This is a genomic window from Mameliella sp. LZ-28, from assembly GCF_012274245.1.
In the GTDB taxonomy this organism is placed as follows: Bacteria; Pseudomonadota; Alphaproteobacteria; order Rhodobacterales; family Rhodobacteraceae; genus Antarctobacter; species Antarctobacter albus.
Genome location: NZ_JAANYX010000022.1, coordinates 141927 through 158089, shown reverse-complemented (window position 1 = coordinate 158089; position 16163 = coordinate 141927). Strand labels below are relative to the sequence as shown.

At 63.7% G+C, this 16163-nt stretch carries 13 protein-coding genes and 1 tRNA gene; 7 read left to right on the top strand and 7 right to left on the bottom strand.

Annotated features, from left to right (window positions below; genetic code table 11):
- Nucleotides 1-19: 19 nt before the first annotated feature.
- The gene (locus G9Q80_RS13250; protein WP_088714276.1) at nucleotides 20-1243 is read left to right on the top strand and encodes an NAD(P)/FAD-dependent oxidoreductase; all 1224 of its coding nucleotides are present in this window, start codon (nucleotides 20-22) and stop codon (nucleotides 1241-1243) included.
- 57 nt (nucleotides 1244-1300) lie between these two features.
- Here G9Q80_RS13250 and G9Q80_RS13245 read toward each other — a convergent pair whose 3' ends face one another.
- Nucleotides 1301-2533: a urate hydroxylase PuuD gene (locus G9Q80_RS13245; protein ID WP_088714275.1), complete on the bottom strand. Its 1233-nt coding sequence runs from the start codon at nucleotides 2531-2533 to the stop codon at nucleotides 1301-1303.
- A 100-nt stretch (nucleotides 2534-2633) separates the two neighbouring features.
- Between G9Q80_RS13245 and G9Q80_RS13240 the strand changes: the two genes are divergently transcribed.
- Nucleotides 2634-3566 (top strand): LysR family transcriptional regulator, encoded by a 933-nt coding sequence (locus G9Q80_RS13240; protein ID WP_074622122.1) that lies wholly within the window; start codon nucleotides 2634-2636, stop codon nucleotides 3564-3566.
- Here the strand turns inward: G9Q80_RS13240 and uraH are convergent.
- Nucleotides 3551-3907 carry a hydroxyisourate hydrolase gene (gene uraH, locus G9Q80_RS13235; protein WP_088714274.1) on the bottom strand — a complete coding sequence of 119 codons (357 nt, stop codon included), beginning with the start codon at nucleotides 3905-3907 and terminating at the stop codon, nucleotides 3551-3553. The two genes, G9Q80_RS13240 and uraH, sit on opposite strands and share 16 nt — an antisense overlap.
- A gap of 146 nt (nucleotides 3908-4053) precedes the next feature.
- Between uraH and puuE the strand changes: the two genes are divergently transcribed.
- The 4 genes from puuE to G9Q80_RS13215 all read left to right on the top strand — a co-directional run bounded on the left by puuE (nucleotide 4054) and on the right by G9Q80_RS13215 (nucleotide 8795).
- Nucleotides 4054-5466: an allantoinase PuuE gene (gene puuE / locus G9Q80_RS13230; protein WP_232788149.1), complete on the top strand. Its 1413-nt coding sequence runs from the start codon at nucleotides 4054-4056 to the stop codon at nucleotides 5464-5466.
- Nucleotides 5463-5948 (top strand): ureidoglycolate lyase, encoded by a 486-nt coding sequence (locus G9Q80_RS13225; protein WP_088714272.1) that lies wholly within the window; start codon nucleotides 5463-5465, stop codon nucleotides 5946-5948. The genes puuE and G9Q80_RS13225 overlap by 4 nt, the downstream gene beginning before the upstream one ends.
- 50 nt (nucleotides 5949-5998) lie before the next feature.
- Nucleotides 5999-7414 carry a uracil-xanthine permease family protein gene (locus G9Q80_RS13220; protein WP_088669427.1) on the top strand — a complete coding sequence of 472 codons (1416 nt, stop codon included), beginning with the start codon at nucleotides 5999-6001 and terminating at the stop codon, nucleotides 7412-7414.
- A gap of 199 nt (nucleotides 7415-7613) precedes the next feature.
- A complete protein-coding gene (locus G9Q80_RS13215; RefSeq protein ID WP_088714271.1) occupies nucleotides 7614-8795 on the top strand; it encodes a S41 family peptidase in 1182 nt (393 codons plus the stop codon).
- 184 nt (nucleotides 8796-8979) lie between these two features.
- Here G9Q80_RS13215 and G9Q80_RS13210 read toward each other — a convergent pair whose 3' ends face one another.
- From G9Q80_RS13210 to G9Q80_RS13195, 4 genes are all read right to left on the bottom strand, one after another.
- Nucleotides 8980-9813 (bottom strand): bifunctional allantoicase/(S)-ureidoglycine aminohydrolase, encoded by an 834-nt coding sequence (locus G9Q80_RS13210; RefSeq protein WP_088714270.1) that lies wholly within the window; start codon nucleotides 9811-9813, stop codon nucleotides 8980-8982.
- 174 nt (nucleotides 9814-9987) lie between these two features.
- Entirely contained in the window at nucleotides 9988-11415 is a 1428-nt protein-coding gene (locus G9Q80_RS13205) for an RtcB family protein (RefSeq protein ID WP_232788147.1), read from the bottom strand.
- 263 nt (nucleotides 11416-11678) lie between these two features.
- Nucleotides 11679-11755 (bottom strand) — tRNA-Pro (locus tag G9Q80_RS13200).
- 317 nt (nucleotides 11756-12072) lie between these two features.
- The gene (locus G9Q80_RS13195) at nucleotides 12073-13629 is read right to left on the bottom strand and encodes a TROVE domain-containing protein (protein WP_088714269.1); all 1557 of its coding nucleotides are present in this window, start codon (nucleotides 13627-13629) and stop codon (nucleotides 12073-12075) included.
- Nucleotides 13630-13804: 175 nt separating this feature from the next.
- On the opposite strand from G9Q80_RS13195, the gene rtcR reads away from it, so the two are divergent.
- Nucleotides 13805-15379, top strand: a complete 1575-nt coding sequence (rtcR, locus tag G9Q80_RS13190) for an RNA repair transcriptional activator RtcR (protein WP_088714268.1) — start codon at nucleotides 13805-13807, stop codon at nucleotides 15377-15379.
- Between the two features lie 9 nt (nucleotides 15380-15388).
- On the opposite strand, the gene G9Q80_RS13185 is transcribed toward rtcR, so the two are convergent.
- On the bottom strand, nucleotides 15389-16159 hold the full coding sequence (locus G9Q80_RS13185; RefSeq protein WP_088714267.1) for a carbon-nitrogen hydrolase family protein: 771 nt from the start codon (nucleotides 16157-16159) through the stop codon (nucleotides 15389-15391).
- Nucleotides 16160-16163 lie beyond the last annotated feature (4 nt).

Genomic DNA, 16163 nt, shown 5'->3' with positions numbered 1-16163 from the left:
GCCAACAGGACCTTCCCCAATGACCCATATCGCCATCATCGGCGCCGGCCAGGCAGGCGCGGCGCTGGCCGCGAAGCTTCGCGCGCTTGGCTATGACGGGCGGCTGTCGCTGTTCGGCGCCGAACCCGTCGCGCCCTACCAGCGCCCGCCCCTGTCCAAGAAATACATGCTGGGCGAGATGGCACTCGACCGGCTCTTTCTGCGGCCCGAGAGTTTCTACGCCGAGCAGGAGATCGACCTTTTCACCGATACCAGAGTGGCGTCACTGGACGCCAAGACCCGGCGCCTGCGCCTGGCAGATGGCCGCGAGATCACCGCCGACAGGATCGCCCTGACCACCGGCGCCGACCCGATGCGCCTGCCCGGTGCCATTGGCGGCGACCTGCCCGGCGTCTACACCATGCGCAGCCTGGCCGACGCCGATGCCGCAGCGCATGAATTCCGCGCCGGGCGCCGCGCACTAATCGTCGGCGGTGGCTACGTCGGCCTGGAGGCGGCGGCGGTCGCGGCGCAGCAGGGCGTGCAGGTGACGCTTGTGGAAACGGCGCCGCGTATCCTTGCGCGCGTGGCCTGCGCCGAAACCGCCACCTGGATCAAGGCCCTCCATGCCGCGCATGGCGTCGATATCCGCGAAGGCTGCGGGCTGGACGGCCTGAACCAGCGCGGGGACACCCTCTCCGCCAGGCTGTCCAACGGCAGCACGCTGGAGGTCGATTTCGTCATTTGCGGCATCGGCGTGCGCCCCGCCACGGCTCTGGCCGAGGCGGCGGGTCTGACCATCGACAACGGGATAGCGGTGAATGTTTTAGGCCGCACCAGCGCCGAGGGCATCTATGCCGCCGGGGATTGCTGTTCCTTCCCCTGGAAGAACCGCCGCATCCGGCTGGAAAGCGTGCCCAATGCCATCGACCAGGCCGAGGCCGTCGCCGCCGCGATGCTGGGACAGCCGCACCCTTACGTCGCCAAACCCTGGTTCTGGTCGGATCAATACGCGACCAAGCTGCAGATCGCCGGGTTGAACACCGGCTATGACCGGGTCGTCACGCGCCCCGGGGACAAGCCGGGTACGCAAAGTCACTGGTACTATCGCGGCTCCGAACTGCTGGCCGTGGACGCGATGAACGACCCGCGCGCCTACATGACCGGCAAACGCCTGATCGAGAGTGGCAAGTCCCCCCTGCCCAAGGCCGCGGCCGACACGGGCGTACCGCTCAAGGACCTGGCCCTTATCCCCGCCACATGAACGGCAACACCCCGGGCAGGAGGTCCTGCCCGGGGTGTTGCCGTCATTCCTTGCGCCTTAGCGCGTCGCGTCGCGATACCATGCAATGATGGTGGCCCGGCTTTCCGCATCCATCGTCGAGATCGCGTTGGGCGGCGGCATCGCGTGACTCACCCCGGACTGAAGGAAGATCTGCTTGGCATGGCGGGCCACGTCGGACTCCGTCTCCAGCACCACGCCCTTGGGCGGCCAGAGCACACCCTCCCAGACGGGTTCGCGCGAATGGCACATCGAGCAGTTGCCCAGCACCACGTCATAGGCATCCGAGAACCCCTCGGCCGAGGCGAATTGCTGTTCGTAGGGCGACAGCGGGCGTGCCTCTGCCTCGTCGTAGGTGTCCAGCATCGGCGCGGTCGACAGCCAGGCGATGACGATGAAGAGGATCACCGTGACGGCCCAGGTCCAGTTCGGCTGGCCTTTGCGGGCGTGCATCGAGTTGAAGTAGTGCCGGATCGTCACCCCCATCAGGAACACGAGACTGGCAATGATCCAGGCGTAGTCGGTGCCGAAGGCCAGCGGGTAGTGGTTCGACAGCATCAGGAAGATGACCGGCAGGGTCAGGTAGTTGTTGTGTGTCGAGCGCAGCTTGGCGATCTTGCCATACTTGGGATCGGGGGTCCGGCCCTCTTGCAGGTCCTTCACCACGACGCGCTGGTTCGGCATGATGATGAAGAACACGTTGGCCGTCATGATCGTTGCCGTGAAGGCACCCAGGTGCAGCAGGGCGGCGCGGCCCGTGAACACCTGGTTGAGACCCCAGCTCATCACCACGATGATGACAAACAGCACCAGCATCATCGCGGTCGGATAGTCACCCAGCTTCGACTTGCAGAGGAAGTCGTACAGCAGCCAGCCCACACTGATCGTCGCGGCCGAGATCAGGATGCCCTGCCACAGCGACAATTCCGCCTTGGTCGGATCCAGCAGGAACAGCTCTCCGCCGACCCAGTAGACGATCATCAAGAGACCCGCACCCGACAGCCAGGTGGCATAGCTTTCCCATTTGAACCAGGTCAGGTGGTCCGGCATCTGTTCCGGTGCGACCAGGTATTTCTGGATGTGATAGAAACCGCCGCCGTGGACCTGCCATTCCTCGCCATGCGCGCCGACCGGCAGATGCGGCACCTTTCGCAGGCCCAAGTCCAGCGCGATGAAGTAGAACGATGAGCCAATCCAGGCGATTGCGGTGATGACATGCAGCCAGCGGACGGCAAAGGCCGCCCAATCCCACATGATGGCCAGATCGTACATGGCAAGCCTCCTAAAGGGTCGAATCCACGGCACACTATGCGGATGAGAATTGTTCTGGTATCGCTGCTCAATACCAAGCAGCATCAAAAATTGCAGAACAATGTCCTATCTCGACAATATCCGAACTTTTGTGCGTGTCTATGAACTTGGCAGCATGTCGGCAGCGGGTCGGGACCTGCGGATTTCGCCTGCGGTCACCTCTTCGCGAATCTCCCAGCTTGAGGAACACCTCAGCGTGCGGCTGTTCCAGCGCACCACGCGCAGCCTGACCCCCACCGAACATGGCCGGGCCTTCTACAGCGGCGCCTGCGAGATCCTGGAATCAGTCGAGAATGCCGAGGCGCAGGTGGTCAGCATCACGGAGAATCCCAAGGGATCGCTGTTCGTGGCGGCGCCTCTGGGCGTCGGGCGGCGGTTGATCGCGCCGCAGGTGCCGGATTTCCTGGAGACCTACCCAGAGGTCAACGTGCGGTTGCGCCTGACCGACCGCAAGGTCGACCTGACGACCGAGGGGCTGGACCTGGCGTTCTTTCTTGGTCAGCCAGAGGACAGCAACCTGCGCATCCGCAAGATTTCAGATGTCGAAAGGGTGCTTTGCGCCGCGCCGTCCTACCTTGAGGCGCGCGGGACACCGATGACCGGCGACGAGATCCTGGAGAAGGGACACGAGTGCCTGAACCTGCGCTTTCCCGGCGCGACGGAATTCCAATGGCGGTTGAAGACCCCGGAGGGTGTGCGGAAATTCCCGATCACGGGCCGCTACGAATCCGATGACGGGGACGTTCTGACCGACTGGGCCCTGGGCGGGCATGGAATCGCGCTGAAACCGATCTTCGAGGTCGCGGATCACCTCGAAGCGGGCCGGCTGGTTCCCGTCGCGACGCAGACGCCGCCAGAGCCCATCCAGATGGCCTGCCTGTTCACCCATCGGCGCAGGCAGGACCCCAAGACCCGGATGTTCATGGAATTCGTGATAGATCGCATCGGCGCCGTCGTCCGCGACGCCGAAAAGCGGGTTCAGCTGCCGCGATAGGTGCTCATGCCGAAAGGCGACAGCAGCAGCGGGACATGATAATGGGCGTCGGGATCCGACATGCCGAAGCGTATCGGAACTTGATCCAGAAACAGGATCTCGTCATTTGCCTGTCCGGTGCGGCGAAGGTAATCGCCCGCAAAGAAAACGAGCTCGTAGGTACCAGTCTCGAATTGCTCGGCCGGAAGAATCGGCGCATCGGTGCGGCCGTCGTCATTGGTTACGGTCTCGGCGATCTTGCGGTGCGAGTTTCCCGATACCCGGTAAAGGGCGATCGTGATGCCCTTTGCGGGGCACCCGCGCGCAGTGTCGAGAACATGGGTGGTCAGGTATCCGGCCATTGCTGCAAACTCCCTTGCTTGACGTCTTATAGGGCGGGTTCGCGCCCCGGTGCAAAACCTGCGGGGCTAAAGGCACCTTCAAACGTTTTTTGAAAAACTCCCCGATTATTCTGGTTTATAAATGCCCAAATTCGATGAGGGCAGACGTGACACGTTATCCAAGAGACATGACCGGCTATGGCGCGACGCCACCCGCCGCAAACTGGCCCGGCGGCGCAAGGATCGCCGTCCAGATCGTTCTGAACTACGAGGAAGGCGGCGAGAACTGCACCCTGCATGGCGATGCCGCCTCCGAGGCCTTCCTCTCCGAGATCACCGGCGCCCAGCCCTGGCCGGGACAGCGCCACTGGAACATGGAATCGATCTACGAATACGGCGCGCGCGCCGGGTTCTGGCGGGTGCACCGCGCCCTGCGCGACCTGCCGGTGACCGTCTACGGCGTCGCCACGGCACTGGCGCGGGCCCCGGAACAGGTCAAGGCCATGAAAGAGGCCGGTTGGGAGATCGCCAGCCACGGGCTGAAGTGGATCGAACACAAGGACATGACCGAGGCAGAGGAACGCGCGCAGATTCGCGATGCGATCGCGCTGCACACCGAGGTCACCGGCACACCGCCGCGCGGCTGGTACACCGGGCGCTGCTCCATGAACACGGTCGATCTGGCCGCAGATGAGGGTCAGTTCGCCTATATTTCAGACAGTTACGCAGATGACCTGCCCTATTGGCACCGGGCGAATGGCCGCGACCAGCTGATCGTGCCCTACACTATGGATTGCAACGACATGCGCTTTGCGATCCAGGCCGGGTTCACACACGGCGACCCGTTCGAGGCGATGCTGAAGGATTCCTTCGACATTCTCTACGCCGAGGGCTCAGAGGGCGCCCCCAAGATGATGTCGATCGGCCTGCATTGCCGCCTGGTCGGCCGGCCCAGCCGGATGGCCGCGCTGAAACGCGCGCTGGCGTACATGCAATCCCACGAGGGTGTCTGGTTCGCCACGCGCCTGCAGATCGCCGAACACTGGACAAAAGAGCACCCGCCGATGACCCGACAACGCCCCTCCGAGATGGACCGCGACAGCTTTGTGGCAGAATACGGTGGCATCTTCGAGCACAGCCCCTGGATCGCCGAGGGCGCCCATGCGCTGGAACTGGGTCCGACCCATGACACCGCCACGGGCGTGCATTCGGCGCTGGCACGCGTGTTCCGCGCCGCGGACGAGGACAAGCGCCTTGGCGTGCTCACCGCGCACCCCGACCTTGCCGGCAAGCTGGCCGAGGCCAAGCGGCTGACGGCGGAATCGACGGCAGAACAGGCCTCTGTCGGGCTTGATGCGCTGACCGACGAGGAACGCGCCACCTTTACCGAGTTGAACACCGCCTACACGGACAAGTTCGGCTTTCCCTTCATCATCGCGGTCCGCGACAACACCAAGGCCACGATCATGGAGGCCTTCAAACGCCGGGTCGCCAACGACCGCGAGACCGAATTCGCAGAGGCCTGTCGCCAGGTGGAGCGCATCGCCGAGCTGCGCCTGGAAGAGAAGTTCGCCGCATGAGCCGCAGCATCGTCGCAGAGCCCCTGACCCGCGAGGCCTTTGCCGGTTTCGGCGACGTGCTCGACACGGCGGGCGAGGCAGACAAGCTCATCAACCAGGGACTTTGCGGCCGCTACCACGACCGCGCGCGGCTGGACTTTGCCGACGCGCGCGCAGGCGTCAGCCTGTTCAAGGCAGAGCCGCGCAGCCTGCCGCTGAAACTGGACATGGTCGAACGGCATCCCGACGGCAGCCAATGCTTCATTCCCATGAGCATGGATGGCTTCCTGGTTGTCGTCGCCGGGGACGAAGGCGGCAAACCGGGCACCCCGCGCGCCTTCCTGAGCGCCCCCGGGCAGGCCATCAACTTTCACCGCGGAACCTGGCACGGCGTCCTGACGCCGCTGGTGGCGCCCGGTCTTTTCGCGGTGGTGGACCGGATCGGAGAGGGTCCGAACCTGGAAGAACACTGGTTCGAGGCGCCTTACGAAATCAAAACCTGAATGGGCAGTCGGAGGAGGAGCCGGCACCCGTATTCATTGGAGGAAAGAACATGGCCGATACATCCATCGGGACACCGGAGCAGCTCCGCGACCCGAATTACACACCGCCCATCGCCAAGGCGGTGCCACTGGGGATCCAGCACGTCCTGGCCATGTTCGTTTCGAACGTGACCCCGGCCATCATTGTCTGCGGCGCGGCGGGCTTTGGCTTTGGCTCGAATTCGCCCGACTTTCCGCAGATGATCTACATGATCCAGATGTCGATGTTCTTTGCCGGGATCGCGACGCTGTTTCAATCCATCGGACTTGGCCCCATCGGGGCGCGGCTGCCGATCGTGCAGGGCACGAGTTTTGCCTTTATCCCGATCATGATCCCGCTCGTCGCTGGCAAGGGCGTGGATGCCATCGCCGTGCTGATGGGCGGTATTCTGGTCGGCGGTTTGTTTCACGCAACGCTGGGCCTTTTCATCGGCAAGATCCGCTTTGCCCTGCCGCCGCTGGTCACCGGACTGGTGGTGACCATGATCGGTCTGGCGCTGGTCAAGGTCGGGGTTCAGTACGCGGCGGGCGGCGTTCCGGCCATCGGCACGCCCGAATACGGATCGGGCATCAACTGGCTGATGGCGGGCACGGTGATTTTCGTGACGCTGGGGCTGAAGTTCTTTGCCCGTGGCATGCTGTCGGTTTCGGCCGTACTGGTGGGCCTGCTCGTGGGCTATGCGCTGGCCTTCGCGCTGGGTCAGGTGAACCTGGGCAACGTCGGCCGCGCCGCGCCTTTCGCACTGCCGAACCCGCTGCATTTCGGCCTTGAGTTCTCTGTCGCGGCGGTTGTCGGCTTCTGCCTGATGTCCTTCGTCTCGGCAGTGGAAACCGTAGGCGACGTGTCCGGTATAACCAAGGGCGGCGCGGGCCGCGAGGCGACGGACAAGGAAATCCAGGGCGCGACCTTTGCCGACGGTGTCGGCACGGCGATCTCTGGCCTGTTCGGCGCCCTGCCCAACACCTCGTTCAGCCAGAACGTCGGCCTGATCGCCATGACCGGCGTCATGAGCCGGACCGTCGTCACCATCGGCGCCTTTTTCCTGATCCTCTGCGGCCTGGTGCCCAAGATCGGCGCCATCATCTCCTCGGTCCCGATCGAGGTTCTGGGCGGCGGCGTGATCGTGATGTTCGGCATGGTGGTCGCGGCGGGTGTCTCGATGTTGTCGGACGTGCACTGGAACCGTCGCAACATGGTGATCTTTGCCATTGCCCTGTCGCTGGGCCTGGGCCTGCAGCTTGAACCCGACGCGCTGCAGTACCTGCCCGGAACGGTCAAGGTGCTGGCAACCTCTGGCATCCTGCCCGCGGCCCTGATCGCCATCGTGCTGAACCTGGTCCTGCCGCACGAACTCGCCGATGAGTCCACCGAAGAAGTCTCGGGCGGAATGGCCGGCCACGGGGACGGATCGCTCAAGCAGAGTTGATCTACTCCATGAGAAACGACCAAGGCCCGCTGTTGTCCAGCGGGCCTTTTTGCATCATCTCCCGGTTGCCATTGCACTTCCCATGCGAAGGAGTCTCCACGGCAACCAAAAGCTCCCGACCGGATGTGTTGTCAGCCCCTGCAACGTCTGTTCCGAGGCCATCTTGGACAATGCGGCACACATGACTACACAGTGACGTATGACGATGATCCATGACCTAGAGCAGATAGTAACCTCGGTCCTTCCGGCCGACCCCAGCTTCCGACTGGTCGGACGCGAGGAGTTGGAATTTCACATCACCGAAGCCCGGCAAAGTGCACTCGCGAACTCGAAGGATGCGTTCCTGCTTTCCCTGATGCGCCTTCTGGCTTTGCCGGGGAACGGTCACACGCGCCTGATCCCAAACGATGCCATCTTGGTTCTCCCTCTAAGGTTCGCAACCATCGGCACCACTGTGCGCCTGCTCGACGCCGCGTCGGGTTTCTCTGATGCGATTGGGGGCGATTTGATATCCATCAATGGTGTTCCCGTAGGCGAAATCGAGGTTGCCGCAGAGAAACTTCTGGCGGGGACGCCGCAACGAAAACGCGTCATCGGGCCAATCCTGTTTGCATGGCCAAGTGCATTGCGGCACCTGGGCGTTCTTTCGGGCGGCGACGCAATCGAATACCGGGTACGAAGCCGGACGGGGGAGCTCAGCGAACTACTTCTGAATCCCGCGAATTTGGTGCCCGGCTCCACGCTCTATCCTCGCGGTGAACACGGAAAAGCCGACGCATCCTGGACGCCCAAATCCTTTCTGAGGACGAAAGACTTTGGTCAACCCGGGATCTTATTGGTCCTTCCGAGCTTCTTCGACCCCGGCGAAACGGCACTTCCACTTGCGGTTTCCGAGGCTGCAGACGTGGTAAGATCGCGCCCGGGCACGCCCCTGATCATTGACGTTCGCGGAAATACAGGCGGGGACTTTCTTCAGACCATGCCTTTGATCGACGCGATCTCTGAGGGTGCGGAAGGCCGGCGGGTCGGTTTGCTCATCGACAAATTCACCTTCTCTGCCGCTATCGTCTTCACCGCCATCCTGAAGCACCGCCTGGGAGAACGGCTCGTCCTGATCGGGGAAGAGATGGGGGATGGGCTGACATTCTTTGCGGAAGGGGGAACAATCGGCCTCTCGTCCAGCGGAGCGGCCGTGCGATATTCCACAGCATTTCATGATTGGGCCGGTGGTCGCACCGACGACACCACTCCGACCGAAATCGCGGAGAGACTTGTCCCGACTGGTACACTGGAGCTGGACCGCGCCTGGGTCGCGCAATCGGACGATGTTGAAACGCTGGATCGGTTCAGCCTGGAGGTTCTGGACAGTCTGAACACCTAGGCGAACGGCAGCAAAGGCCCGCATACCCGACACTTGAAACGAAAGCGCCCTCGCTGTTTTCCGCGAAGGCGCTTGACCACCAACAGTTCACGCCCGCCGTGCCAGCGGACCGGTGACGCAACGCATCTGCTTGCGCACTTATGGAAAGCATACCGGCCCTTTTGATGGCCTGCCTTGGGGCCGGTCAGCCGCGGGGCGTCAACCGCAACGGCATATGCCGGTTCACGTCCTTGTAGAGCAGGTAGCGGAACCGCCCCGGCCCGCCCGCATAGCAGGCCTGCGGGCAGAAGGCGCGCAGCCACATGTAATCCCCGGCCTCGACCTCGACCCAATCCGTGTTCAGCCGGTAGACCGCCTTGCCTTCGAGAACGTAGAGGCCGTGTTCCATCACGTGGGTCTCGGCAAAGGGGATCACGCCGCCGGGTTCAAACGTCACGACGGTCACATGCATGTCATGGCGCAGGTCGGTCTGATCGACGAACCGCGTGGTCGCCCATTTGCCGTCCGTGCCCGGCATGGCGGCGGGGGTGATGTCCTTTTCGTTGGTCACGAAGGCCTCGGGCGCGGGCAGTCCCTCGACCGCCTCGTAGGCCTTGCGGATCCAGTGGAATTTCAGCAGCGCGTCACCGGTGTTCCGAAGGGTCCAGTCGGTCGCGGGCGGCAGGAAGGCAAAGCTCCCGGGTTCCAGCGGATGGGCCGTCCCGTCGATGGTCAGCGTGCCGGTGCCTTCGACAACGAAAATCACGGCCTCGGCGCCGGGATCGGTTTCGGGCCGGTCAGACCCGCCGCCGGGCGCGACTTCCATGATGTACTGGGAAAAGGTCTCGGCAAAGCCGCTCAGCGGACGCGACAGCACCCAAAGACGCGTACCCTCCCAGAACGGCAGAAAGCTGGTGACGATGTCGCGCATCGTGCCCTTGGGGATCACCGCGTAGGCGTCGGTGAACACGGCGCGGTCCGTCATGATCTGCTCTTGAGGAGGATGCCCCCCCATCTGTGCATAGTAGCTTGCGGTCATATTGGCCTCTGGGACATTGGGGTTCCCCCGAACCTAGCCTGACGCCCGGCGCCGGGCCAGCAAGCGGTTGCCGACAACTCTATTCCGAAAAACTTGAAAATGGGACGGATTGCCCCGGCTGAGCAGGATTGTCAGCGGGCCGGGCTGATCGCGCCGGCCCGCCTTCTGGACCCGTCAGGCACCGCGCCGGGCACCCTTCTTTTTCTTGGCCCAGAACGGTGGCACGTCGCCCGCCATGATGCAGCCGTAAGGGTCGATGTAATCCTCGATCTCGGCCAGCCCGTAGGACTTGATCTGCGCCACGACGCTGTCCGCATCCTTGTAGCTGGACGGCAGTTCCGAGGCATCCACCGCCCCGGCGTGAAACCGGATGTCCAGCCCCTCTGTCTCGGCCTTCAGCATCTGGTCGGGCGTGACCGACCCCATGCGGCGGCGGTGCTCGGAACGGGAAAAGTTGCGCCCGGCCCCATGCGGGCTGAACCCCAGCCCGCTTGCCGCATCCAACCCGCGCGTCACCAGGACCGGCTGCGCCATGTTCAGCGGGATCAGCGTCAACCCGCTGGCGTCATCGGCATAGTCCCTCCAGGCCGGTGTCGCGCCCTTGCCGTGAAAGTAGAGATCGCCACGCTTGAAGACGAAGTTGTGCTCGTTCCAGTAGCGGTCTCCCACCTCGGCCCCGGCAACCGCCGCCGTCGCGTCGTGGATCATCGCGTGGTTGGTCTTGGTCCACTGGCGGATGATCTGCAGGGCGTCCCAGTAGTCCTGCCCCTCTTCGCTGTCCGCCGGAATCCAGGCGTTCTGCTTCAGCGTTTCGGGCGACAGCTCTCGGCGAAAACGTTCCGCCGCGATCATCCCCTCCTTGTAGAGCACCGCCCCCGGACCGCGAGAGCCGTGGTGCGTCACCATCGCCGTGCGCCCGGTCTTGCGTGAACGTCCGACGAACAGGAAATGATTGCCATCCCCCTGCGTCCCCAGGTGCGCCTGCGCCATGCCCAGGATCTTCTGCGTGCAGAGGAAGGAGTTGTAGCGAATCTCGTCCAGCAGATCGACCGGCAGGCTATAGCGTTTGCCCTGCGGGCGCCCGCCGGGTCCGAAATGCGTGACCGACTGCGCGGCATCCAGCACCGCCCTGGGATCGGCCATCCCCATGTCCGAGATCATGACCGAACAACAGATGTCGGCCGAATGCATCCCCGGGTGGATCGCGTTTCTTGCAGCCGCCACGCCCCCGACCGGAATCGTCCCTTCCGGCCCTGCCGGGCAGGCGTCCGGCATGATCGCCCCGGCCTCGATCGTTGGCGTGCGCATCAGTTCGCGCATGGTGGCACGAACCTTGGCGACGTTCTCCTGCTCGTCGGGATGCGAAATCTCGATGTTCTCGGAAAAGGCCATTTCGCCGGGCGCGCGCAGCGCCAGCGTGTCCGGCTCTGGCGGGGCCATTCCATCCAGTTCCTGGCGGATGCGCAAAAGGCCATAACCCTCGGCACGCATCGCGTTCGCCTTTTCCAGCAGAACGGGGAAATGCTTGCCAGGGCGATGGCCCCAGTCCTTGAGGTGGTGCCCGGTGACCGGGTCAAACGTGGCTTCATCCGACATCGTCATGAAAACATCTCCTGAAATGGCCCCCGGCGACAAGGGTGAAGAAACATGTCCGGGACCCGCCCCGCGCGTGACGCGCGTTTGCCGTCTGGGCGATTGCCAAAGGCGGAATCGAACCGCCTGGTGACCCGGTCTGGTTGGAGGCATGTAGTTCCTTCGGCATTCGCCGGGGATTTCCTTTCGAATTTGGCCGGGAGGACAAGGAGTTGCGAGGTGTGGCATGTGTGAAAGACAAGTAACCCCGCAGGCATTCCTCCCGGATGAATTGGTCAGGGATGAAGGATTCGAACCTTCGGCTTCCGCAGTCCGGGTGCGGCACTCTGCCAAACTGAGCTAATCCTTGGCAATTTGTCCCGGCGACAAAGGGGTGGCGAAACATGACCTGCTCTTCCGTTGAGCTACGCGGCCATAGTCCCCGTTGGGGCACCGATCCGACAGGCGGGAATACCCTGCCCGTGAATGGTGTGTGGCGACCGCGACGGGATTCGAACCCGCAACCTGGGCGTTAACAGCGCTGTAGTTCCGCCGGCATTCGCCGGGATTGAATCCTTTCCGTTCCATGTTCCGATGGGTCAGGCGGACAAGAAAATGACGAGACAGGTACATGTCCTGAAAATGTAGTCCCGTCGGCATTCCGCCTGACCCTTTGGTGTCAGATGCTCAGAGCTCGATCTTCTCGATCTCCTGCACCCAGTGCTCGGACCCTTGCCGGCCCTTCACGAAATCCGCGATCCGGTCAAAGACCGCGTCCGAGAACCCGCCGATGTTCAGCACGTCCTCACGAGTCTGCGCCTGCGTCGTGCCGTAGGGCGCGATGTCGATACAGACCAGCTTGGCCTGCGGGTTGCGCCGTTTCAGCGCCGCCCATTCGTGCATCATCGCCGTCGACTGGCGCCCGCCCCGGGCATCCACCCAGGACTGGTTATCGGACACGAAGACCACAAGGTCCGGTGCGTGACGACGCTCGTTAAGCTGACGCAGCGGTGCCGAACAGTTGGTCCCGCCCCCGGCCAGGGCCGACAGGCGATCCGCGTTGGTCAGGATCGTGTCGCGCGGGTTCAGGCGTGCGTTGCGCACCGTCACCTCGAACGGCAGAACCTGGCACTTGCGGTTCACTCGCATGAACGACGCCGCAACCAATGCGGCCACGTCCACGTGACGCACCGCCGAGCTCGCGCCCTTGCGGTAGCCGGTCACCGGCCATGTCATTGACGCCGAGACGTCCGGGCAGACCACGACCTCGCCAGAGACCTTCGGCACGTTTCGCACCGCCAACTCCATCGCGTCATGCAAGGCATCCACGATCTCGCGGGGCATCTCGTCGCTCGCGTGCTTGGCCGCAACCATCATCTGGTACGGAAAGGCCCGCGCCTTCGAGACCGCCTTGGGGTCTCGCAGCTTTGCTGCGACCTGTTCCACCATCCGCGCATCGGCGAAGACGCCCTTGCGCAGGAAGGTGTTCAGGTTCTGGCGCACCATCTGCCACGAGCCCTTGCGCGCGATCTGCGCCCAGTGGTCCGCGGTCAGCGGCAGTTGCGTCAGCATCTGGAACGGCACGTCGGGCAAGTCCCCGTCGGCCCCTTCGTTGAAGGTCATCCAGTCCTGCACAGCCTCCGGCAGTTTCGACACGTCGCAGGGACGCCCGACGATCCAGGCGAACAGCGCCTCGCGCTCTGCCGTCTCCGGCTTCGGGTGCACCATCCTGATCACGTCCTTCAGCGACGGATCGTTGCCGATATTGGCGTTCAGGATGGCCCGGTCCGAGGCCGTGTTCAGCCAGTGCTGCACCATCGCCTTGGGCGCCGAACCCAGCGACTTGCGCCCGGTCTGGCCCGACCGCACGATCTGCACGAAGGTCCGCAGCATCTTGCCGTGATCCACCACGCGGCCAAAGACCGCCCGGAAGAGCGCCGGATCGCGCCGCGCCAGCACCGCCAGAAGCATCGCCGGCATGTCCTTCATGTAGCCCGACTGGCGGGCATAGATCGCCGTCTGCGCCAGGAAGGCCGGTTCGACCTTTTCTGCAAGCGCGACCACACGGGTCAGTTCATCCTGGGCGGACTGGTAGAACAGGCCACCGAATGTGCCTGTGGCCGCCAACTGCGCCAGGGCATGTGCATCGGAATAGGCGTAGGCCGGCGCGCCTTCGGCGTTCACGGTGGTTGCCTTGGGCAGCAACCGGCCCCGGATCGATGCAAACACGGATTTGTTTGCCATTGCTCTGTTCCTTCGTTGTTGGTGAGGATGTTTTGCCATGAGCAAGGCGGCCGCCCGAGGAAAAATGAAAATCCAATCAAGACACTGAATTCAAAGGACTAATCTGGGTATTGCCGGAATCCCCCCGCCTCGTTACGATACAGGAAGATACTAACTTATCTATCCGGATAACCACATGCGCAACGTCGTCCTCGGATTCCTCGGAACGCAGCTCGACATGGGGCGCAGGCGGCGCTGGAAGCCCACGGTGAGTCTGGTCACGCATGACGGCTTCCCCGTCGACCGGCTCGAAATCCTCTATGACATGCGGTTCAGGGATCTTGCCGACATCGTCCGGACCGAGGTGCAGGAAACCAATCCGCAGACAGAGGTCATGCTGCGCAACCTCGACCTCTCCGACCCCTGGGATTTCCAGGAGGTCTACGGCAAGCTCTTCGACTTTGCCCGCGGCTACGGATTCGACGAGGACCGCGAGAGGTATCACGTTCACCTGACCACAGGCACGCATGTGGCGCAGATCTGCTGGTTCCTGCTGACCGAAAGCCGCCACATCCCAGCCCGGCTGATCCAGACCGGCCCGCCGGGCCGGGAAGAGGACAAGGCCAAGTTCGACCTCATCGACCTCGACCTCAGCCGCTACAACGCGCTGCAACAGCGGTTCGATCAGCTGTCCCGCGAATACAGCGACCAGTTGAAAGGCGGGATCGCGACCTCGAACCCCGCCTACAACGCGTTGATCGACCGGATCGAACTGGTGGCCAGCAATTCCAATGAGCCGATCCTGCTGCTGGGGGAGACCGGCACCGGCAAGACGCAGCTGGCCGAGCGCATCTATTCGCTGAAACTGGACAGGCGTCGTCTCAAGGGACGGCTGGTCCATGTCAACTGCGCCACGCTGCGCGGCCAGGATGCGCGGGCCACGCTGTTCGGCCAGCGGCGCAGCTTTACCGGGCAGGCAGGGACCGAACGCAGCGGGTTCCTGCGCGAGGCGGACGGAGGGGTGCTGTTCCTCGACGAGGTGGACGAACTGGGCCTCAAGGAGCAGTCGATCCTGTTGCACGCCATCGAAAGCGGGCGATTTTATCCGCTGGGGTCCGATAGCGAAGTGACAAGCCGGTTCCAGGTCATCGCGGGCGCGAACCGTGACCTGCGCACTTTAACGGCTGAGGGGCTGTTCCGTCCCGACCTGCTGGCGCGCCTGAACATGTGGAGTTTCCGCCTGCCAGCCCTGCGTGAGCGGCGAGAGGACATCGAGCCCAACCTGCGCTTTGAACTGGACCGGGCGGAAAAGGACCTGGGCAACCGCGTGGGCTTCAACACCGATGCACGCGACCGTTACCTGAGGTTTGCCTCCGATCCGGGCACGCCCTGGCCCGGCAATTTCCGCGATTTCGGCGGGTCGATCCGGCGGTTGTGCGTGCTGGCCCCGCGGGGGCGGATCACGCTTGCGATGGTCGAGGATGAGATCACCACTCTGCAGGCCGACTGGCGCAGCGCCGAGGCCGATGGCGATGCAAGGCTTGTCCGGGAGGTTCTGGGCGAGGCCGCCGCCGAGATCGACCGTTTCGACCTGGTGCAACTGGCCGAGGTGATCCGCTGTTGCCGCAACTCTGCCAGCATCAGCGCGGCGGGCCGCAGCCTCTTCGCCGCCTCACGGGCGAAACGCTCCTCGACCAATGATGCGGACCGGCTGCGCAAGTACCTTGCGCGGTTCGGACTGGATTGGGCGGCGGTCAGCGACGGCGAATAAGACCCCTGCCTACTCGATCTCGCGCCGATCCCGGTTCTGGGTGCTGAGAAAACCGGAATCCAGCCTGTCGCGATGCCCGAGATCGGCGATCAACAGCGCCTCGCCCGCCCCGCCCCGCGCCAGCACATTGCCGTCCGGCCCGACGATGGAAGAGTGACCACCAAATTCCAGGCCTGCCTCGCTGCCGTCGTAATTCGCATAGACCACCGTCATCGCGTTCTCAAAGGCGCGCGCGGGCACCAGCACGTCGGCGACATTCTCGAACCCTGCCGGGTTTGCCGTCGGAACCAGCAACAGGTCGACACCGCGCCGGGACAGCGCCGTGACGTGATGGGCAAATTCCACGTCGTAACAGATCAGCAGTGCGGCCCGGAAACCGCCCAGGTCGAAGGTGCAATAGGCCCCGCCCGGCGCGAAACTCGCCGCCTCCATCGGACCGAACAATTGCAGCTTGCGGTAATGTGCCAGTTTCGCGCCGGTAGGGTCGAAACAGCTGGCGGCGTTGAACACCGTATCGCCATCGCGTTCAGCCCAGCCCAGGGTCAGCCCGACCCCCGCCGCCCGGCACAGATCGGCAAGGCGGCGTTCCCAGTCACCGTCCTGTTCCTGTGACAGGGCGGAATGCAGGTCGGGGCGGTTGTAGCCGGGCAGGAACAGTTCGGGGAAGACGGCCATGCGCGCCCCCATCGCGCTGGCCGCAGTCAGGGCACGTTCGATGCGGTCAAAGGCGCCCTCGATGTCGCCATCGGTGGGCGCCCCCTGGTACAGGGCCAGTTTCATGGGC